We start from the raw sequence: 19,049 nt of genomic DNA, 5'->3' as shown, positions 1-19,049 counted from the left end.
AAAAGCTGCCAATCGGCAGCTTTTAATGGACGTGGAATTCGTGTTTTTTTTCAGCTTTATTCCCCGCGGCATCTTCAGCTTTTACTGTGAGTACATAGTCAGTATGACCTTCGCCTGCCTCAGCTATCCACCAGGAGTTTATGTTTACTTCTCTAGAATGGCTATGGCGATGCAGTTTATATTTTTCTATTCCAGTTCTCTTTTCATGGATGAAGACATCGACTTCATGCAGCTCTACATTGTCAGTAACAACAATCTGTATAAACACAGTGTCTCCTGAATTGAAAGAAAACTCCGAGGGTTTGATGATGTTGATTTGAGGTGATTGCAGGTCGTTTGGATCATGGCTGTGATCATCTTTATGGCAGGCTAAAGCTGTCAGTACAAAAAACACTGAGGCGAGTTTGAGGAGTTTTGATTTCATCATACTTTTGTTTTAGAGTTTAATGCAACACAGTTGCAAATATAGTTTATAATTTAAATGTAACAATGATGCATTTAGAAAAAAAATCAGCTGAGGAATTTCTCCGCCAGGCTAATCTGAAAGTGACAAAGTGGCGCAGGGTGTTGCTTCAGAAAATTATGGACAGTGAAAGTGGAATTTCCTATTCTGATCTTTCGCAATCTGACGACTTTCTGGGGCATAGAGTCACTTTGTACAGGGCATTGATTGATCTTGAAGATGCCGGATTAATCGAAAAACTTCGCGATGTAAACGGAACAGTAAAATACATGCTCAAAACAAAATACGGTCTGAGTCACAAACAACATCCGCATTTCAGTTGCAGAATGTGTAACACGATGATCTGCTTATCTGAGTTTGATCTGCCAGCAATTGAGCTGCCAGCGGGTTTTACCAACGAGCAGGTAGTATGCCTTGTATATGGTCTTTGTAATAAATGTAGTGCAGTTGTGGTGTAATTTACTTTTGTCTTTTACGGATCTGATTAAGGAAATAAGATAAAAATTAAACCAATCTCTGCCGATATACCTCTGAAATCAGCACGCACTCGTTGATTTTCGCCTTTATACGTGTAATTTAAGTAATAAGAATCCATATCAGGATTGTTAGAGTCGTAGAATGATTTGTCAAAAAGCTCTGGTTTTAAGTCTTTAATTGGGATCATGTGTCCGATCCAGAGAAGTTTCAGATACAATCCCAATCTTCTTTTAATCATGGCATAAGACGATACTCCAAACCCCATTACGATTTGACCTCCTGAATATTCACGTCTAAAATTGGGTAAATTTTCTATCGTATGATTGATAGTTGAGGATAAGTATCCAATCGGAACATTGACAAAAAAAGCTAAATCACCTTTCTCTGAAACATCACCTATAATTATAGAAGCAGTGTACTGATTTTGTCGGAGATTAAAATCAACTTTTCCAGTGGTATTTGAAGTATAACTTGTGTGTGAGATCATGCGTCTGTAATGAAGGTTTAATACACCTGCACTAACAATTAAATTTGGTATTTCGAAACCCACCTCGTATCCGTGAGCAAACCAGAAATTGCTAAGTTTATCAGTTACTCCTGGTTGTGAATTTATCATATCGGCATACCGACCAAAGCTTCTTGATGTGGAAGTACCAAACACATATCCGCCCACCAGACATCCAACCTGAGCCTGCACATACCCTGAACAGAGAATAAGTACTAAAATAAACCGCATCTTACACGAATTTTACAGATTGTAAAATTTTATTGAAATATTTGCTGAAATTTTTATCGTACAGTTTTTCAAAGTCATTAAAATAAAATAGATACAAATTGTCTTTGAATATTCTGCAATAAACCACCAGCATTTCATTAAATGGTTTGTCTTCGAATGTATCCTTTCGTTTCATGCTTAAGGTATACCATTCACCGGAAGGTAGTTTCTTCTTTACCGGCTCAGGATCTATATTTTCCAATGATTCTTTAAATTTTTCCATATATTCATTATAAAACAAATACAATAATTCTTTTTCAGGAATATCAGAATTTTCTACAAATTCTTTAACAGCATTATTGGTTTTCAGGCTACTAATTATAACTACCATTTTGGCTCCAGCCTCATCTCCTGTAGCAGAATGTCCGGTCCATGACTTAGGTGAAAAACTCCAACTGCTGTCAACCAGTGAAAATGTTGTAAAATCATTATTCACAAAATCAAAAGACCAACCGGTCGGTAGAGTAAATTCCATTGAGCCACATTGAAACTGACTTTCTGGTATTTTTTTACAGGAAACAATCAGCGTTGAGAATATAAAAAGATAAATTATGTTTTTCATTTTATTTCTAATAATTTAAGTTTGAATTCCGGCAGCTGCATAAACACTATCAACGGACTCCTGGTACTGGCTTGTACCCATAGCTGATAATCAGACTTGTAGGATGGATCGGCGTAGTTCATACTTCGGTTATCTGTAAGCTGGAATGCTTCCAGTCTGTATTTTTTCTTTTTATTTTTTACCACTACATCCATATGGGGTATACCCATCCGTTCGAATAAAGAAATCTTAGTATTATCAATGTAAACTGTTTGTTCCTGTCTTTCATTATATGCTTTTCTTGATAGGAATATAGCTGACATATTTGATTTGAGCATTGTTATACCAGGAAAAAAGAAGTTTATAAATTTCACAGCTTCGCTTAGTCCTTCACAAGTGGTGTAAATGGTACCATTACCCCCTCTGGCTGAAGTGGATATCCAATCCATTATAGCGCAATAGTCGTCAGAGTCTTCGCTGAAAGGATCGTAATGTTTCAGAAATACTTTAAAAAGATACTTTTCGCCGGTAGTCATTTGTACTTCATATATAAGCGAGTCACCAGCCGAAGGATTATAAATATGGCATTTCGAACGGCTTCCTTCTTGAAATTTGGGCAAAGCTGGTGATTGGGATAAACTTAAATGCGTCAGTAAATTGAGGCTTAACAGATATAATGGAAGTTTCACAATCAAAAGTTATTTTCAAAAATGAAATGATAAGTCATGATAATGAATACTGCATTTGTATGATATCGATCTGTGCCTTTAAGGGCATAGTGATTGAAGGTGGAAGTATTTTTGTCGTGATAAATTTTATGGATGGATTTACAGGATGCCATAGATAGTGAAGTATTTGACATAGTGGCCAGATGTGCTGATGAGCTCAATGTGCCGGCTTATGTAGTAGGTGGATATGTGAGAGATTTTTTATTAAAGAGGCCATTGCCTTCGGACATTGACATTGTATGCGTGGGGAGCGGCATTGCATTGGCGGAGCAATTCGCTGCGGTAGTAGGTAAATCGGATGAACTTGTTGTTTTCAGAAATTTTGGAACCGCGATGGTACCCTTCAGAAATCTTCAGGTTGAATTCGTGGGCGCCAGAAAAGAATCCTACAGTCGCGATTCGCGTAAGCCAATTGTAGAAGAAGGCACATTGCAAGATGATCAAAATCGCCGTGATTTTACCATCAATGCGCTGGCTATTGCTCTTAATGGAAAAAACAGGGGGTGTCTGATAGATCCTTTTGGCGGGATTGCGCATTTAAGTCTGGGCATCATTAAAACTCCACTTGATCCTGAAATCACATTTTCTGACGATCCGCTGCGCATGATGCGGGCAGTGCGCTTTGCGGCTCAATTACAGTTTAAGATAGATCCCAGGACATTTGAAGGCATACATACACAGGCTCACCGAATAAAAATTGTGTCGCGCGAGCGCATAAGCGATGAGCTACACAAAATCATGCTTGCACCCAGACCATCGGTAGGGCTGGGCCTAATGTTTGAGAGTGGATTGATGAAACTGATTCTACCGGAGGTACATGCTCTACACGGAGTGGATGAGGTAGATGGACATAACCATAAAGAAAACTTCTACCATACGCTGGAGGTGGTGGACAATGTGGCGAAGCGATCGGCGAATCTGTGGCTAAGGTATGCGGCTCTGCTGCACGACATCGGTAAACCTGTAACCAAAAAGCTTGATCCCGAGCAAGGGTGGACCTTCCATGGACATGAATTGGTTGGCAGCCGCATGGTTAAAAAAATCTTTGAGCGAATGAAGTGGCCGCTCGGACAACCGCTTACGTATGTTCAAAAGCTTGTGGCTCTGAGCTCAAGACCTGCCGCACTTACCTTGGAACATACGACTGACTCGGCTATAAGGCGATTGCTCTTTGAGGCAGGGGAGGACATCGAAGACTTGATGATCTTATGTGAGTCGGATATTACCACGAAGAATCCTTTAAAAAAACAAAAATTTCTAGATAACTATACGCAGCTGCGTCAGAAGTTTCAGGAAATCGAAGAGAAAGACCGGCTTCGCAACTGGCAGCCACCTCTGTCGGGTGATGATATTATGCAGATGTTTGATTTAAAGCCTTCGAAGACTGTGGGGATTTTAAAGGAAAGTTTAAAAGATGCTATACTGGACGGAGTAATTCCAAATGATAAGGCAGCTGCAGAGGAATTTCTGAGGAAGAAATTTTCAGAAATAAAGAGTAAATAAATTTCAAAAGGTCAATTGCATGATCTGAAAGCGGTGAGGGGGGGATTCGAACCCCCGGTACCCTTTCGGGTACGACAGTTTAGCAAACTGTTGGTTTAAGCCTCTCACCCACCTCACCTGATATAAGAAAGAACGGTTGTAAAAACGAGGTGCAAATGTATGTGATCAAACGCTTAGTGCCAATAGTTGTCTGAAACTTTTATCTCTTTTTGTCACCTAAAGATGGAAGTGTTTGCTGCAAAGGATTTTATTTGTCTTGAGTGTGGAATTATCGGACGATTCTGAGGAGCTAAGTTTGAATATTTAAGGCAAAAAGGAACGTTAGGGTTTCTGAATGAGGTCTTGACGCGCGTTGATTGTGTAAATTTTTAGTCAGCCCGTAGGGTTACTTCTGCGTGAGGTGCCCGTCGGGCGCGCGCCAGCGCGGTGCGAAGGCGAGGCTCTGCAGAGCCGTAGCACGGAAGCGAAGCGTACCCCAGAGGGGACCGACCCCCGACGAAGGCGCTTAAAGCGCCTTGTCGGGGGGCACGCCCAAATGAAGAAAAAAATTAACCTTTATTATGGGAAGTGTAAATAGTCAAAGGATGTCGAGGGTGCCAATGCCCTCACGTATTACCTCTGGCTGGCCTCCAGTAAGGTCAATAACGGTAGAGGCAAATAGCTGACCAATGCCGCCATCGATTACGTAATCTACGTCGTTTTTGTAGCGTTCATAAATGAGTTCAGGGTCGGTGAAGTATTCCTGTATGTCGTCTTCGTCGTCGTGAACGCTGCTGGCGATGATGGGAAATCCGAGCTCGCGGACGATGGTGCGTGGTATGGTGTGGTCGGGTATTCTGATACCTACGGTTTTTTTGTTGTGCTTAAAATAGCGAGGAATAGCATTAGAGGCCTCAAGGATAAAGGTGTAGGGGCCGGGTAGCGCTCTTCGCAGCAGTTTGTAGGTGGGATTGTCGACTGAACGGGTGAATTCGGAAAGGCGGCTGAGGTCGTCGAAGATGATGGAAAAGTCAGCTTTTTCGGGCTTTAGGCCTTTGAGGCGGGCAATGTATTCGATGGCTTTTTGCTTGCGCAGGTCGCAACCAAAGGAGTAAACGGTGTCGGTGGGATAGATGATGACGGCTCCCTCTTGTAGGGCCTGGACGACCTCGGCGATGAGTCTTGGTTGTGGATTGTCGGGGTGTATGCGCAGCAGTTTTGCCATAGTACTGTGTTGGAATTAACGTCGTGAGGAGAGTCGGGCAAATCCGATAACGCGGTCGTAGCGAATGCCAATTTCGCGGTGATAAAAGATGGCTGTATATTCGTTTTCGGCTTCCCAGTAGCTGCCTTCGACGGGCATGAGGTCAGCCTGGCCGTTGTCGGTTTGCAAGGCATACAGGTAGTTGTAATAGCCTTGTTTTAAGAGGATTTGGGCAGTGTAGGCGCGCTTTTCGTAATCATAGTTCATACGAAATTCGGGCAGTAGTTGCCAGTCAGAGAGCTGCCCCCAAACGAAGATATCGCCTTCGGCAAAGGGACTGGGGACCAATAATTGAAAATCAACCCATGCGTAGTCGCTTTCGGTGTGTGGGTTGCTTGAGTTTTGACGACGTATTACATATTGACCATTGATGTCTTGCCAAAAGACGTAGCGATCGGTTCGACGTGGAGATTCGCGAAAAAGGTAAACGTTCCAGTTGTTTTGATCGAGTTCAGTTTTCATCATTCCTATGCCGAGTACCTGAAGGTTTTTCATGTCAAACACGCGAAATTCATTGCCGCCCTGAAAGAGATTTTCGCCGTTGTCGTAGTTGTAGATGATGCGTCCCTGCTGTACGAAAAGGGGTTTTAGGGTGGTAAGGGCGTTGTCCCAGCGTTGGTTTTGAAGGATGGTGAGCTTTAAATCTACATAGGGATCAGGAATTACATATCCGGCGTGATTGAGGTAAATGTCTACCTCCTGATGCGTGTTGTTAAAGCGTACGTCGGTTGGACGGCGAACTTCCATGCCAACATTTGCAACCTCTTCATATACAATAAATCTACGCGTGAGGACAGGCTTATTTATGCTGTTTTCGTATACGATTAGAAGGTAGTTGCCTGATATTTTGAATTGAACGTTTTGGTTAGGAAAGGTCAGGTGAAAATGGGTGTAAGGGTAAAAGGTATTAAAGGAAAATTCGTAGTTCTGAATGAAATTGTCTGTTATGCCATTGAGGTACTCGTTTTTTGAAAGCCTTGAAGGGGTCCAGTCGGCATTGCAGTGCACAAAGGTGTATTGATAGTTTTTTACTCCTTCGTCCATATCGTCGAAGCGCAAGATAAGTCGATCGCTTGATTGTAGCCTAATGGCAGGGAAGCCTGTTTCATTGCCTACGGGGTGGAGCAAAACCGTTTTGACGTTTGGGGTGTAAATTTTGTTTTCGTACAAAATTTCTTGAGCTGTAACATTATGGCTTAGCATCAGCAGCCCTATGACCGACAGCAGTAATCGCTTAATATTAAACACCATAGGATTATTTAAAAGAGAAACGGACTTCCAAGGGTCAACAATCATATCGTGAAGTTACCGTGTGCTATGCAAACCGAAAAGGTTCTGCTTCTTTGATTATTTCAATCACTAGGTCGCACAGGTCGTCGGCCGATGGCTTACTGAAGTAGTCGCCGTCGGACCCGTATGCAGGTCGATGTTCCTTAGAGGTAAGAGTGCGAGGAGCGGAGTCGAGCCAGCGATAACCTCCCTGTACTTCGAGCACCTGCTGCATCATGTAAGCTGAGGCCCCTCCGGGCACATCTTCGTCAAAGAAGATGATTCGGTTGGTTTTCTGAAGGCTTTTAACAATGTCGTGATTGCGGTCGAAGGGTATCAGGGACTGCACATCAATCACTTCTATTTCAATGCCGATTCGTGCCAGTTCGTGGGCTGCTTCCATAGCTATACGGCAATTTGAGCCGTAGGTTACCACTGTTACGTCCTTTCCTTCGCGTATTGTTTCCACCACACCGATTGGGGTGCGTATTTCGGCGAGGTTGTCGGGGATGCGCTCTTTGAGGCGATAGCCGTTCAGGCACTCAATAATGAGGGCGGTGTCATCGCTGTCGAGCATGGTGTTGTAGAAGCCGGCTGCTTTGGTCATGTTCCGCGGAACTAATATGTAAATGCCTCGCATCGAATGGACGATGGCTCCCATTGGCGAGCCTGAGTGCCAAATACCTTCGAGTCGGTGGCCTCGGGTGCGCACGATGACCGGTGCTTTCTGCCCGCCCACAGTTCGGTACTGCACGGTAGCAAGATCGTCGCTCATGATTTGCAGGGCATAAAGCAGATAGTCGAGGTATTGAATCTCAGCAATGGGTCGCAGGCCGCGCATGGCCAGACCAATTCCCTGACCTAAGATAGTGGCTTCCCGGATGCCAGTATCAGCTACGCGCATTTCGCCGTGCTTGGCCTGCAGGCCTTCGAGGCCCTGGTTTACGTCGCCTATTTTGCCGCTGTCTTCACCGAAGATGAGCACTTCCGGACGATTGGCCAGCAGTTGGTCAAAGTTTTCGCGCAATACCACGCGTGCATCTACCTCGGGCGATTGGTCAGAATACACTGGCTTTACTTCCTTTATATGTAAAGCTGAGAGAGGGCTTTCGCTGTAGAGGTGGCTGCTATAGCGACGTTGATAAGTTTCGGTATAGGTTTTTAACCAGCCCTCGAGTGTTTGGCGAGCGGCAGAATTTTCGCGGATTGTAAGGCGCAAAGCCTTGCGTACGGTTGAGAGGATATCGCGACGCAAGGGCTCGGTGAGTTTGCCGAGCTGTTCGATTATCGAAGTTATTTCAGCCCCTGCAGCTGATGCAGCCGCAAGGTGTTGCAGTAGTCCGATAGCATGAGCGCGCTCATTTAATATGGGTGTCAGATAGTTTTGCCAGGCACGGTTTTTTGCATCGCGGGCGGCTTTTTTGGCGTTTTTTTCGATTTCGTCGAGCTCATCGGGTGTGGCTATGCCATTGCGCTCTATCCAGAGGCGCATTTGGCGGATGCAGTCATATTCACGTTCCCATTCCAGGCGTTCTTTGCTCTTGTAACGCTCGTGAGAGCCTGAGGTAGAATGCCCTTGCGGCTGGGTCATTTCCACCACGTGAATTAGCACAGGCACGTGTTCATTACGGGCTATGTGTTCAGCCTTTTTGTAGGTTTCGATTAGGGCAGGGTAGTCCCAGCCTTTTACGACAAAGATTTCATAACCCGGCTTCTCACCGCGTTGGAAGCCCGACAGAATTTCACTTATGCTTTCTTTGGTAGTTTGGTACTCGCTGTGCACAGAGATGCCGTAGTCGTCGTCCCACACGCTCACGACCATGGGTATCTGCAGAACTCCGGCTGCATTAATGGCCTCGAAAAAGAGTCCTTCGCTGGTAGAGGCATTTCCAATCGTGCCCCAGGCTATTTCGTTTCCATTGTTCGAAAACTTGGTTTTTTCAGACCATTCGCCCATATGACGATAAACCTTGCTCGCTTGAGCCAGACCTACAAGGCGGGGCATTTGCGATGCCGTGGGAGAAACGTCGGCCGACGAATTTTTCATTTTTGAGAGCTCCTTCCATTGGCCGTTTTCGTCCAGACTTCGGGTTGCGAAATGTCCGTTCATCTGACGACCGCCAGAGGCAGGCTCGTTGTTCAGATCAGTATCAGCATAAAGACTGGCGAAGAATTCCTGCGTAGTCAGTGCCCCTATGGCCATCATAAATGTCTGATCGCGGTAATACCCCGAACGAAAATCTCCCGGCTTAAAAGCTTTTGCCCAGGCAATTTGGGCTACTTCCTTTCCATCGCCGAAGATGCCGAATTTAGCTTTTCCTGTCAGTACCTCTCGCCGGCCAATAAGGCTTGCTTCACGCGATTCTATGGCCAGAGCGTAATCATTCAGCACTTCTGATTTGTTCAATTCAAATTCGGTCTGAAGGGCTTCGCCAGTTATTTCATTCATAGGATAGCAGTATTTTGTGTAACGGAATTTCGGCAAAAATAGCCTTTTGCCTCCAAAGAATAGGGATATTTGCCTCATTATGGACATCCTACCTCTACACGCTCGTTATGTAAAAGTGTCGCACCCTACCGGTCGGCTGATCGGAAGGATCCCTCTTCCGGGATCCAAGAGTGAGTCAAATCGTCTGCTCATCCTTTCTGCTCTATATCCCGGTACAATACAAATCAGCGGTCTCTCCAACGCTGACGATACTCAACTGCTGTCAGAGATACTCGCTGCACAGAGATACCAGGGTCGGGTGGACTGCCGTATGGCTGGCACAGCCTTTCGTTTTTTAACAGCTTTTTATGCCGCCACGCCGGGCACTCATGTACGACTCACAGGCTCGGAGCGCATGCTTGAGCGGCCCGTAGGTCATCTGGTCGATGCACTTCGTCAGTTAGGGGCCGATATCCGGTATCTGGGCAGAGAGGGCTTTCCGCCACTCGAAATCAGAGGTCGCCGGCTTAACGGCCATCAGGTCGCCATAGATGGCACTACGAGCAGTCAGTTTATCACCGCCCTCATGCTCATCGGCTGTACGCTGCCCTCTGGCCTTCGCATACACATACGTGGTTATCCGGTATCGGTGCCCTACATCTATCTTACAGCTTCCACACTCTACCAGGCAGGCCTTAAGGTCGACATCCGCCTGCCTGAAATCATTCTTTATCCCTCCCGCCCGACCAAATCCCGAGTACATGTAGAGCCCGATTGGTCAGCCGCATCCTACTGGTATCTCATGGCACTGCTCAGCCGTCAGGCAGAGCTTTTTCTTCCCGGCCTCAGGATTCCCAGCATGCAGGGCGATTCTGTGGTCCGCGGATATTTCGATGCCCTTGGGGTCGAAACAGTCTTTCTCGGTGCCGGAATCCGGATTTTTAAGAAATCGTCTGAAAAATCCTTATTACATCACATAAATCTTCGAGACACCCCCGATCTGGCTCAAACCCTGGCTGTAGCACTGGCAGCCACAGGGCACTCCAGCTGCCTTACAGGCCTTGATACATTGCCCATTAAAGAGACCGACCGCATCCGCGCACTGGCGAGCGAACTCACCCACTGTGGTGCAGATGTTGAGGGCAGCACTAATCAGCTCACCATACACAAGGGAATCGACCTGCGCGAAAATCTTCAAATCCACACCTATGGCGATCACCGAATGGCAATGGCCTTTGCGCCCCTGGCACTGATCAGGCCCATCGCCATCGAAAACCCCGCTGTCGTAACCAAAAGCTACCCCACCTTTTGGCACGACCTCAGTCGTCTGGGCTTCAATCTCGAGTTTATTTAATCGTTCTACGGGTAAAGATTTTTTCTGAATTGGGCGTGTCCTTCGCAGGTTGCCATTAGGGGCAGCTGCTCAGGCCGGTCCACTCTGGAGTACGCTTCGCTCCCGTGCTACGGCTCAGCAGAGCCTCGCTTTCGCACCGCGCTGGCGTGCGCCCGCCGGTCACCTCACACGAAGGCAGCATCACGAAACATCGTTTGGCATACAAGGGGCAGGCTCACATGGTTTAATCCGCTTCCATACAGAATTGTATACGAAATATAATCCCCATTCTTTACCAAAAATCAATTCTCAGATCACAACCGGGGATCCACAAATCCTACCCTGCTTTCACCAATACCCGAGTGCCGATTTTTACTCGATCTGCACACTATGCCTTTGATTGGAAAGCCATACCTTTGCAAACCGAAAATCTATGTCATAAAATGTTTGAAAATCTTACTGATAAGCTCGAAAAAGCCTTTCACATACTCAAGGGTCACGGACGCATCACGGAAGTAAACGTTGCCGACACCCTCAAAGAAGTTCGCCGTGCTCTACTCGATGCCGACGTCAATTTTAAGATCGCCAAAGAATTTACCAATACTGTCAAGGAAAAAGCCCTCGGCCAGAAAGTGCTTACGTCCCTACAACCGGGCCAATTGTTGATAAAGATTGTTCGCGACGAAATGGCCGCCCTCATGGGAGGCCAGGCCTCTGACATCAATCTGCAAGGCTCACCAGCCGTCGTGCTCATTGCCGGTCTCCAAGGTTCCGGTAAGACAACCTTTTCGGCTAAACTCGCCAATTACATAAAGCGCAAAAAGGGACGCAATCCCATGCTCATCGCGGCTGACGTGTATCGCCCTGCCGCTATCGACCAGCTTAAAGTGCTGGGACAGCAGATCAATGTGCCGGTATTTTCCATCCCGGAAAACAAAAATCCCGTGGAAATCGCCCAAAAGGGCATAGAAGAGGCCAAAAAACTCGGCCATAACGTGGTAATCATCGATACCGCCGGTCGCCTCTCGATCGATGAGCAGATGATGAAGGAAATTGCTGAAATTCACCGGACCGTTAAGCCCTCAGAAACCCTATTCGTAGTCGACGCCATGACGGGTCAGGATGCAGTAAATACTGCCAAAGCCTTCAATGATGTGCTCGACTTCGATGGCGTAGTGCTCACCAAGCTCGATGGCGATACCCGTGGAGGGGCAGCCCTGTCAATCCGGGCTACCGTCAACAAGCCGATTAAGTTTGTTGGAACAGGTGAAAAAGTCGATGCTCTCGACGTTTTTCATCCCGACCGGATGGCCGACCGAATACTCGGGATGGGCGATGTCGTATCGCTGGTAGAGCGCGCACAAGAGCAATACAACGAGGAAGAAGCCCGCAAGCTCAATAAAAAGATAGCCACCAATAAGTTTGATTTCGAAGATTTCTACAGCCAGATTCAGCAAATCAAAAAGATGGGCAATGTCAAAGACCTGATGGGAATGCTGCCCGGTATGAACAAAATCATGAAAAACATCGATATCGACGACAATGCCTTTAAACACGTAGAAGCCATTATACTGTCGATGACCCCTCAGGAACGCAGAAATCCGGAGATTCTCAATGGTTCGCGCAAAAAGCGCATTGCCCTCGGTAGCGGTCGCGACATCTCAGAGGTCAACCGACTGATCAAGCAATTTGAAGACATGAAAAAAGTGATGAAAATGATGCAATCAGGCGGCCCGAGAGGACTGGCCGGCATGATGCGCGGCATGCGATAATCCAAAACAGCACCGATGATACTGCTTGATGGCATAAAAACCTCTCAGGACCTTCGAAATGAAATTGCCGCAGAGGTCAAGCACATTGTGAAAAACGGAGGTAAGCGCCCTCACCTGGCTGCTGTACTTGTGGGCAACAACGGAGCATCGGTCACTTATGTGAATGCCAAGATCAAAGCCTGCGAAGAAGTGGGTTTTCAATCAACCCTTGTGAAGCTCTCTGACACCATTTCAGAGAGCGAGTTGCTTACAGAAGTCCGAAAGCTTAACGAAGATCCTGAAATTGACGGTTTTATTGTGCAGCTGCCCCTTCCGGTACAGATCGACGAGAAGAAAATCATTCTTGCCATTCGCCCCGATAAGGATGTAGATGGCTTTCATCCGGAAAATGTTGGCCGTATGGCATTGGGCATGCCCGGATTTGTACCGGCTACGCCCGCAGGAATCATTGAGCTGCTCGATCGCTACAATATCGAAACAGGTGGAAAGCACTGTGTAGTGCTCGGCCGCAGCCACATTGTAGGCCAGCCCATCTCTATGCTCATGGCCCGAAATACTTATCCGGGCAACAGTACCGTGACCCTCTGCCACAGCCATACGCGCAACCTCACCGACATCATTCGCTCAGCTGACATACTCATAGCCGCCGTCGGGCGACCAAATTTTGTAACAGCTGATATGGTAAAAGATGGGGTAGTGGTTGTAGATGTGGGAATTACCCGTATCGTCGATAAAACCAAAAAATCGGGATATCGCATCGTAGGGGATGTGGATTTTAATGGAGTGAGTCAAAAAGCAGCCTTCATTACACCCGTGCCTGGTGGTGTAGGTCCGATGACGATTGTTTCACTGTTGAAAAATACACTGAAAGCCGCCCGAGGTAAAAGCTGACTTTATTATAAGATCTATAAAAATTTTAAAAAGAACATCACAAAGCAAAAAAGCCTGGAAAACAACAATGTTTTCGGGCTTTTTTGTTTAAAGCTTTTTACAACTTTTATAACTCGTATCATCCAATTTTACCCTACCTCTGAAAGTGCTGTATAAGAAGCCAAAATATAAGGCTATAAGAGGTGTTCCAATTACTACGAAAGTAAGCATGATTTTCAGCGATTTAATGGATGATGCTGCATTGTAAATGGTCACATTATATAAACTGTCTTTGGTCGAAAGCAGCAGTACAGGATACAGCGAAAAGGCCACCAGCATCAATAGAAAGGCCATGGTAAGCGATGAAAAAATGAAGGCATAAAAATACTTTTTCTTATATACCAATCGGGGAATATTAGCGATCGAAAGCAGCGATAAAACAGGAAGCACAAAAAACACCGGATTATTGCGAAATTTTTCTACAATTCCTTCGATAAAAATCAAGGTATAAAGCGAAGTAATCGAAAAACTTACGACAAAAAAGATGATGCTGTTCCATACGAGTTGAATGGTTTTTTCGCACATATTTCCTTCTGACTTAAGCAGTAAAAAAAGAGCGCCTTGCTTCATAAAAAGTGCTAACGTAGTAATGCCTGTGAGAATAGAATACGGATTTAGAAACTGAAAAAATCCGCGATTTTCGAAAGTGTAATTTTCTCCAATTGGCAGGCCTTGTAATACATTGCCGAGTACTACGCCGAGCAAAAAGGAAATGGAGATATTCGACATGGCATACAGCACATCCCACATATGCCGCCACCACCGGGCTGGCTCTGCACTTCGGAACTTAATGCAAGCCGTTCGCAAAAACCAACATTAAAAGCAAAAGCATAAACGGTGTGTACATGGCCGATAGCAGAATGGAATACATCACCGGAAAACCTGAAAATAGCGCTCCTGCACCTATGATGAGCCATACCTGATTGGCATCCCAGAGCGGCCCAATGGCATTAATTGCAATGCGTCGTTCTACATCGTCTTTGAAGACTAAGTGCCATGCGCCTGCTCCGTAATCAAAACCTTCTAATATGGCATATCCTGAAAAAAGTAATCCGATTACCAGAAACCACCAGTTGGGATAGTCGATGCCCAAAAAAGTCTCCATATACCGCTGTTATAAACCAGATTAAATACATTTTCAGCCTATTTTTCAGGTCCTTTCTGAATCTTTTTGTTCAAAAAGTACGAAAAGAGCGCAAACAAGATGGTATATATATCACAAAGAAAAGAATGATGGAAAACAAAATCTGATTGGCTTCCACTTCCTTCGAAAAAGCTTCGCTTGTACGCAGAAGGCCATATACCACCCAAGGCTGGCGCCCCATTTCAGCGGCAAACCAGCCTGCCTGGTTGGCTACCTGAGGTAAACCAACGGCAAAGACAAAAACCCATAATATCCAGCGGGTCTTAAAAAGTTTGCCTTTCCAGAGTAAAAAGATCCGAAAGCTGTCAGGGCGATAAGCAGCATACCGATGCCGATTATGATGTGATAAAATTGAAAGACAGCATTTACCCGGTGTGGGCGTTCATCTTCAGGAAAGGCGTTGAGGCCTTTCACCGGTTTTTTGAAATCCTGATGAATCAAAAACTACAGTCCACCGGGTATGGCAAGGCCATAGGTTTTTTGTTTTTCCTTGTCTACCCACCCAGAAAGGTACAGGTCAGCCGGAGCCTCAGCCTCAAAATGCCCTTCCATTGCCGCTAACTTCGCCGGCTGATTTTCAGTAACTCCTTCTGCTGAACTGTGGCCCGATAAGAGCTGGGTGAAGGAAAATATGGTGACTACGATCAACGATATGCGAAAGGCTTTTTTTGAAATTTCTACATATCTACCTTGAAGCAGATAGTAAGCATGCACGCTCAACACCAAAAATGCGCCTACTAAAAAGGCCCCTTGCCATACGTGTATGATTCGGTCTACAACCGTTGGATTAAACACCATTGCCCAGAGGTCGGTAATTTCAGCCCTTGCATCCAACCCTTCACCCACAATGTGATAGCCGGCCGGAGTCTGTTGCCAGCTGTTGGCCACTACGATCCAGATGGCTGAAAACATTGAACCGAGAAATACTCCGATTGTGGACAGAAAATGAACTTGGGGCGACACCCTGTTCCACCCGAAAAGCAGAATACCCAGAAAAGTACTTTCCAGAGCAAAAGCAAACAAACCTTCAGCTGCCAGTGCGCTGCCGAATATGTCACCCACATAACGGGAATAGACCGACCAAATGGTACCAAACTCAAATTCCATAATGATACCGGTGGCTACCCCGATAGCAAATGTGATGGCGAATATTTTAACCAGAAGCGGGTAAGTATTTCGTAGTGCTTATCTCCGGTTTTCAAGTAGAGACCTTCGAAAATGACTATCAATAGCCCGAGACCAATGCTCAGTGGTGGATAGATGTAGTGAAAGGTGACAGTGAAAGCAAACTGAATTCTTGCCAATACTTCAGTATCCATGTGCCTGGATTTTACGATAAAATTCCAGTAGCGTCGTTCTTGAAATGGTGACCAGTATCACTGTGTGATGAGAATTTTACAGGGGTAAGTGCAGTAAATTATACCGCAAAGCTTTGATTGTCAATGCTATGTGTATTTTCTGAAGGATATACACAAAAAAAAAGCTGGAAGCCGGAGGTTTTAATGTGATGTTTTTGGAGTTTAGTAGTGATAAGCGGCCGAAGGCCGCTGCTGCGTGAGGGATAGGAGCGGATATGAGCCGCAGCAGACGGGCCTGAGGCACACAGGGCGAGGAGGCGACAGGCGAAGCCACCGCAGCCCGATGTGCCTCGCCCGGCTGCAAGGCGAATATGAGCGGATAGCCCGACCCCTGACGAAGGCGCTACAGGCGCCTTGTCAGGGGGCACGCCCAAATAAAAAAAAAACTGTATTATTCGTACATGCGCGACTTGGCGATACCGAGCTTGCAGAAGAAGTGCTTGAAGGAGACGGCCAGGACGCCGAGGCCGTAGATGGCGCTGTTTTTCAGATTGATGGAGGATGCGTCGTCGAAGTACTTGGTCGGGCAGCTGACTTCGCCGATGCGGAAGCCCTTGTAGATGATCTGGGAGAGCATCTGATTGTCGAAGACGAAGTTGTCGGAGTTGTAATCGAGGTTAAGTGAGGTGAGTACCCGGCGGCTGAAGGCTCGGTAGCCGGTGTGGTATTCGGAGAGTTTGTGGTTGACGAGGATGTTTTGGATCAGTGTGAGGATGCGGTTGGCTACGTATTTGTACCAGGGCATGCCACCGGCCAGGGCGCCCTTGCTCAGGATGCGTGAGCCGAGCACGCAGTCGTAGAGGTCGTGTGCGATGAGGTAGCACATGGAGGGGATGAGCTTGGGGGTGTACTGGTAGTCGGGGTGTAGCATGACGACGATGTCGGCGCCGAGCTCAAGGGCCTTGCGGTAGCAGGTCTTTTGGTTGCCCCCGTAGCCGAGATTGACGTCGTGGCGTATGATGTGGCGTATGCCCAACTCACGGCCTACGCGAATGGTTTCGTCGTGGGAGCAGTCATCTACGAGTACGACGTCGTCCACCAGGTCGAAGGGGATCTCGCGGTAGGTCATTTCGAGGGTTTTAGCTGCGTTGTAGGCGGGCAGTACGACAATGATTTTTTTACCGTTGATCATGCATTCCGGCGTTTGAGTTCTTTCTGGATCAGGGAGAGTTCGCGACCGGTCTGGCCGGCTACGGAGGTGTTTTCCTCGGCTCGGCGGATGAGGTAGGGCAGTACGTCGCGCACCGGGCCGAAGGGTACGTATTTCACTACGTTGTAGCCGAGGGCGGAGAGGTTGAAGCTCAGATGGTCGCTCATGCCGTAGAGTTGGGAAAAGTAGATGCGTGGGTCATTGTTTGGGATGCGGTAGTCGTCCATGGCGCGCATGAGGGTGCGACAGGATTCTTCGTTGTGGGTGCCGGCTACCAGGCCGAAGGTGCTCAGATTGTCCACCACGAGGCGGAGGGCGTAGTCGTAGTCGCGGTCAGAGGAGGCCTTGTCGGGCTGGATGGGGTCGGTGTAGCCGAGCTGACGGGCGCGCTCGCGTTCCTTCTCCATGTAGGCACCGCGTACGATTTTTACACCTACGTAGCGCTCGCGCTCGCGGGCACGGAGCAGCAGGTCTTTGAGATAGGGGAAGCGGTCGTGGCGGTACATCTGCAGGGTGGTATAAACGATGGGTTTGTGGACGTTAAACTCCCACATCATCTCTTCGGCCAGTGCATCTATGGCGGGCTGTATCCAGCTCTCTTCGGCATCGATCATCACCGGTACATCGCTGGTGGCAGCTTCGGTACAAATGGAATGCACCCTTGCCTTGACGCGTTCCCATTCGCGTAATTCTTCGGGGGTGAGTGTCTCACCGGAGCTTATGCGCTCCAGCAGGGCAAAGCGTCCCATGCCGGTCATTTTAAAAACGGCAAAGGGTATGGCAGGTTTATCTTTCGAAAAGCGGATGATTTCAATGATTTTCAGGCAGGTGTGTTCGAAATCGTCTTCTGTCTCTTTGCCTTCGACGGAGTAGTCGAGTATGGATTTTACGCCGTACTGATAGAGGCGGTCGATGGTAGAAATACATTCCTGCATGGTCTCTCCTCCGCAAAACTGACGAAAAACCGTAGCTTTTACTGCCCATTGGTATGGAAGTTTGACCTTGTCGGCCAGGGCGAGCATTTTTTTGCCCCAGGCCACGGTGCTGGGGTTTTCAATCAGTTTAAAAAGCCAGCGTGCGCGCCTTAGCTCAGCATCAGTGCGGTATCGGAAGGCCTTTTCGGTATTTTCAAAAAGATTAGGATCATCGTATGGTTTCATAGGGGCTTCAGTCGTTACCGGTGGGCAAATATAGAGAGTGGGTAAGGGGATTTTTTACATGTGGTATTTAAACCGTCCATATATGTGTGATCGGATTAGCCTGATGTGATTGGACAAAAAATCTACGATGGAGCATTAAAAATTTGGAGAAATTAATGGTCTAATCAGATTCGCAAGGGTGTGTAATGAATTGGGAATGTAAGACAAAGTATGGAATTATTGTAAATATAAATGGCTGCATCGCAGCTAAGGGTTAATAGCTCAACGTTGAATCAATGGGTATCGCTCCTACGGAGCTGGATGGTGTTTCAATGATTTTTCTATTAATCTTTTGCTCCTATGGAGCTGGAATTATTAATATAATGAATCTACGAATCAAATGAAATAAGGCTGCAGCGCAGCCGAAGATTAATAGCAATAACATTAATCCAATTCATAATAGCTCCGTCAGGAGCGAAACATTGAAATGCTTGGGGTATCGCTCCTACAGAGCTGTGTGGGATTGCGATGATTTTTCTATTAACCTGTCGCTCCTACGGAGCTGAATTTTTAACCTATTGATCTGATAGAAGCAATTTAAACGGCTGCAGCGCAGCCGAAGGTTAATAGCAAATAACGTTAAATCAGGAGCAATAGCTCCGTCAGGAGCGAAACATTTAATCACGAGGGGTATCGCTCCTACGGAGCTGTGTGGTATCGCGATGAATTTTCTATTAACCTTTTGCTCCTACGGAGCTGATTTATTGACCTATTGTATCTACAGGGCAAATGAATA

General features: G+C 46.6%; 15 protein-coding genes, 1 tRNA gene and 2 pseudogenes. 5 read left to right on the top strand and 13 right to left on the bottom strand.

What is annotated here, in order from left to right; genetic code table 11:
* Positions 1–22: 22 nt before the first annotated feature.
* A complete protein-coding gene (locus ACK4EX_RS07665) occupies positions 23–427 on the bottom strand; it encodes a hypothetical protein (protein ID WP_409771418.1) in 405 nt (134 codons plus the stop codon).
* Positions 428–489: 62 nt separating this feature from the next.
* Here ACK4EX_RS07665 and ACK4EX_RS07660 point away from each other — a divergent pair, with 62 nt between their 5' ends.
* A complete protein-coding gene (locus ACK4EX_RS07660) occupies positions 490–921 on the top strand; it encodes a Fur family transcriptional regulator (RefSeq protein WP_409771417.1) in 432 nt (143 codons plus the stop codon).
* A gap of 26 nt (positions 922–947) precedes the next feature.
* Here ACK4EX_RS07660 and ACK4EX_RS07655 read toward each other — a convergent pair whose 3' ends face one another.
* Genes ACK4EX_RS07655 through ACK4EX_RS07645 form a run of 3 tightly spaced genes read right to left on the bottom strand, consistent with a single transcriptional unit; the run spans position 948 to position 2,876 of the window.
* On the bottom strand, positions 948–1,676 hold the full coding sequence (locus ACK4EX_RS07655) for a hypothetical protein (RefSeq protein WP_409771416.1): 729 nt from the start codon (positions 1,674–1,676) through the stop codon (positions 948–950).
* A 1-nt stretch (position 1,677) separates the two neighbouring features.
* Positions 1,678–2,277, bottom strand: coding sequence for a hypothetical protein (locus ACK4EX_RS07650; RefSeq protein ID WP_409771413.1), 600 nt, complete (start codon positions 2,275–2,277; stop codon positions 1,678–1,680).
* Positions 2,274–2,876 (bottom strand): hypothetical protein, encoded by a 603-nt coding sequence (locus tag ACK4EX_RS07645; protein WP_409771411.1) that lies wholly within the window; start codon positions 2,874–2,876, stop codon positions 2,274–2,276. The genes ACK4EX_RS07650 and ACK4EX_RS07645 overlap by 4 nt, the downstream gene beginning before the upstream one ends.
* A 201-nt stretch (positions 2,877–3,077) precedes the next feature.
* On the opposite strand from ACK4EX_RS07645, the gene ACK4EX_RS07640 reads away from it, so the two are divergent.
* Positions 3,078–4,487 (top strand): CCA tRNA nucleotidyltransferase, encoded by a 1,410-nt coding sequence (locus ACK4EX_RS07640; protein ID WP_409771409.1) that lies wholly within the window; start codon positions 3,078–3,080, stop codon positions 4,485–4,487.
* Between the two features lie 31 nt (positions 4,488–4,518).
* Here ACK4EX_RS07640 and ACK4EX_RS07635 read toward each other — a convergent pair.
* The 4 genes from ACK4EX_RS07635 to ACK4EX_RS07620 all read right to left on the bottom strand — a co-directional run bounded on the left by ACK4EX_RS07635 (position 4,519) and on the right by ACK4EX_RS07620 (position 9,448).
* A tRNA-Ser gene (locus ACK4EX_RS07635) sits at positions 4,519–4,605 on the bottom strand.
* A 459-nt stretch (positions 4,606–5,064) separates the two neighbouring features.
* Positions 5,065–5,691, bottom strand: coding sequence for an L-threonylcarbamoyladenylate synthase (locus tag ACK4EX_RS07630; RefSeq protein WP_409771406.1), 627 nt, complete (start codon positions 5,689–5,691; stop codon positions 5,065–5,067).
* A gap of 15 nt (positions 5,692–5,706) precedes the next feature.
* The gene (locus ACK4EX_RS07625) at positions 5,707–6,981 is read right to left on the bottom strand and encodes a DUF5103 domain-containing protein (protein WP_409771404.1); all 1,275 of its coding nucleotides are present in this window, start codon (positions 6,979–6,981) and stop codon (positions 5,707–5,709) included.
* 64 nt (positions 6,982–7,045) lie between these two features.
* Complete coding sequence (locus tag ACK4EX_RS07620) at positions 7,046–9,448, bottom strand: thiamine pyrophosphate-dependent enzyme (RefSeq protein ID WP_409771401.1); 2,403 nt, start codon at positions 9,446–9,448, stop codon at positions 7,046–7,048.
* Positions 9,449–9,527: 79 nt separating this feature from the next.
* Here ACK4EX_RS07620 and ACK4EX_RS07615 point away from each other — a divergent pair, with 79 nt between their 5' ends.
* From ACK4EX_RS07615 to ACK4EX_RS07605, 3 genes are all read left to right on the top strand, one after another.
* Positions 9,528–10,781, top strand: a complete 1,254-nt coding sequence (locus ACK4EX_RS07615; RefSeq protein ID WP_409771399.1) for a 3-phosphoshikimate 1-carboxyvinyltransferase — start codon at positions 9,528–9,530, stop codon at positions 10,779–10,781.
* A gap of 422 nt (positions 10,782–11,203) precedes the next feature.
* Positions 11,204–12,532: a signal recognition particle protein gene (gene ffh, locus ACK4EX_RS07610; protein WP_409771396.1), complete on the top strand. Its 1,329-nt coding sequence runs from the start codon at positions 11,204–11,206 to the stop codon at positions 12,530–12,532.
* Between the two features lie 15 nt (positions 12,533–12,547).
* On the top strand, positions 12,548–13,423 hold the full coding sequence (locus tag ACK4EX_RS07605; protein WP_409771393.1) for a bifunctional 5,10-methylenetetrahydrofolate dehydrogenase/5,10-methenyltetrahydrofolate cyclohydrolase: 876 nt from the start codon (positions 12,548–12,550) through the stop codon (positions 13,421–13,423).
* Between the two features lie 87 nt (positions 13,424–13,510).
* On the opposite strand, the pseudogene cydB reads toward ACK4EX_RS07605, so the two are convergent.
* The 5 genes and pseudogenes from cydB to ACK4EX_RS07580 form a co-directional block, all read right to left on the bottom strand.
* Positions 13,511–14,567 (bottom strand): annotated as a pseudogene (gene cydB / locus ACK4EX_RS07600) (cytochrome d ubiquinol oxidase subunit II).
* Between the two features lie 70 nt (positions 14,568–14,637).
* Positions 14,638–15,925 (bottom strand): annotated as a pseudogene (locus tag ACK4EX_RS07595) (cytochrome ubiquinol oxidase subunit I).
* A 98-nt stretch (positions 15,926–16,023) separates the two neighbouring features.
* Positions 16,024–16,338, bottom strand: coding sequence for a hypothetical protein (locus tag ACK4EX_RS07590; RefSeq protein WP_409771391.1), 315 nt, complete (start codon positions 16,336–16,338; stop codon positions 16,024–16,026).
* A gap of 17 nt (positions 16,339–16,355) precedes the next feature.
* Positions 16,356–17,096: a glycosyltransferase family 2 protein gene (locus ACK4EX_RS07585; RefSeq protein ID WP_409771389.1), complete on the bottom strand. Its 741-nt coding sequence runs from the start codon at positions 17,094–17,096 to the stop codon at positions 16,356–16,358.
* Complete coding sequence (locus ACK4EX_RS07580; protein WP_409771387.1) at positions 17,093–18,274, bottom strand: proline dehydrogenase family protein; 1,182 nt, start codon at positions 18,272–18,274, stop codon at positions 17,093–17,095. The genes ACK4EX_RS07585 and ACK4EX_RS07580 overlap by 4 nt, the downstream gene beginning before the upstream one ends.
* Positions 18,275–19,049: the final 775 nt, after the last annotated feature.

Source organism: Thermaurantimonas sp. (assembly GCF_046299575.1).
Lineage (GTDB): Bacteria > Bacteroidota > Bacteroidia > Flavobacteriales > Schleiferiaceae > Thermaurantimonas.
This window is presented reverse-complemented; position numbering and strand designations above follow the sequence as displayed.

What these genes read in the sequence shown, in the direction of transcription:
- ACK4EX_RS07615 (WP_409771399.1), top strand. Translation starts at nt 9,528, where the DNA reads ATGGACATCCTACCTCTACACGCTCGTTATGTAAAAGTGTCGCACCCT.
- ACK4EX_RS07655 (WP_409771416.1), bottom strand. Translation starts at nt 1,676, where the DNA reads ATGCGGTTTATTTTAGTACTTATTCTCTGTTCAGGGTATGTGCAGGCT.
- ACK4EX_RS07605 (WP_409771393.1), top strand. Translation starts at nt 12,548, where the DNA reads ATGATACTGCTTGATGGCATAAAAACCTCTCAGGACCTTCGAAATGAA.
- ACK4EX_RS07640 (WP_409771409.1), top strand. Translation starts at nt 3,078, where the DNA reads ATGGATTTACAGGATGCCATAGATAGTGAAGTATTTGACATAGTGGCC.
- ACK4EX_RS07650 (WP_409771413.1), bottom strand. Translation starts at nt 2,277, where the DNA reads ATGAAAAACATAATTTATCTTTTTATATTCTCAACGCTGATTGTTTCC.
- ACK4EX_RS07660 (WP_409771417.1), top strand. Translation starts at nt 490, where the DNA reads ATGATGCATTTAGAAAAAAAATCAGCTGAGGAATTTCTCCGCCAGGCT.
- ACK4EX_RS07585 (WP_409771389.1), bottom strand. Translation starts at nt 17,096, where the DNA reads ATGATCAACGGTAAAAAAATCATTGTCGTACTGCCCGCCTACAACGCA.
- ACK4EX_RS07625 (WP_409771404.1), bottom strand. Translation starts at nt 6,981, where the DNA reads ATGGTGTTTAATATTAAGCGATTACTGCTGTCGGTCATAGGGCTGCTG.
- ACK4EX_RS07620 (WP_409771401.1), bottom strand. Translation starts at nt 9,448, where the DNA reads ATGAATGAAATAACTGGCGAAGCCCTTCAGACCGAATTTGAATTGAAC.
- ffh (WP_409771396.1), top strand. Translation starts at nt 11,204, where the DNA reads ATGTTTGAAAATCTTACTGATAAGCTCGAAAAAGCCTTTCACATACTC.
- ACK4EX_RS07665 (WP_409771418.1), bottom strand. Translation starts at nt 427, where the DNA reads ATGATGAAATCAAAACTCCTCAAACTCGCCTCAGTGTTTTTTGTACTG.
- ACK4EX_RS07630 (WP_409771406.1), bottom strand. Translation starts at nt 5,691, where the DNA reads ATGGCAAAACTGCTGCGCATACACCCCGACAATCCACAACCAAGACTC.
- ACK4EX_RS07580 (WP_409771387.1), bottom strand. Translation starts at nt 18,274, where the DNA reads ATGAAACCATACGATGATCCTAATCTTTTTGAAAATACCGAAAAGGCC.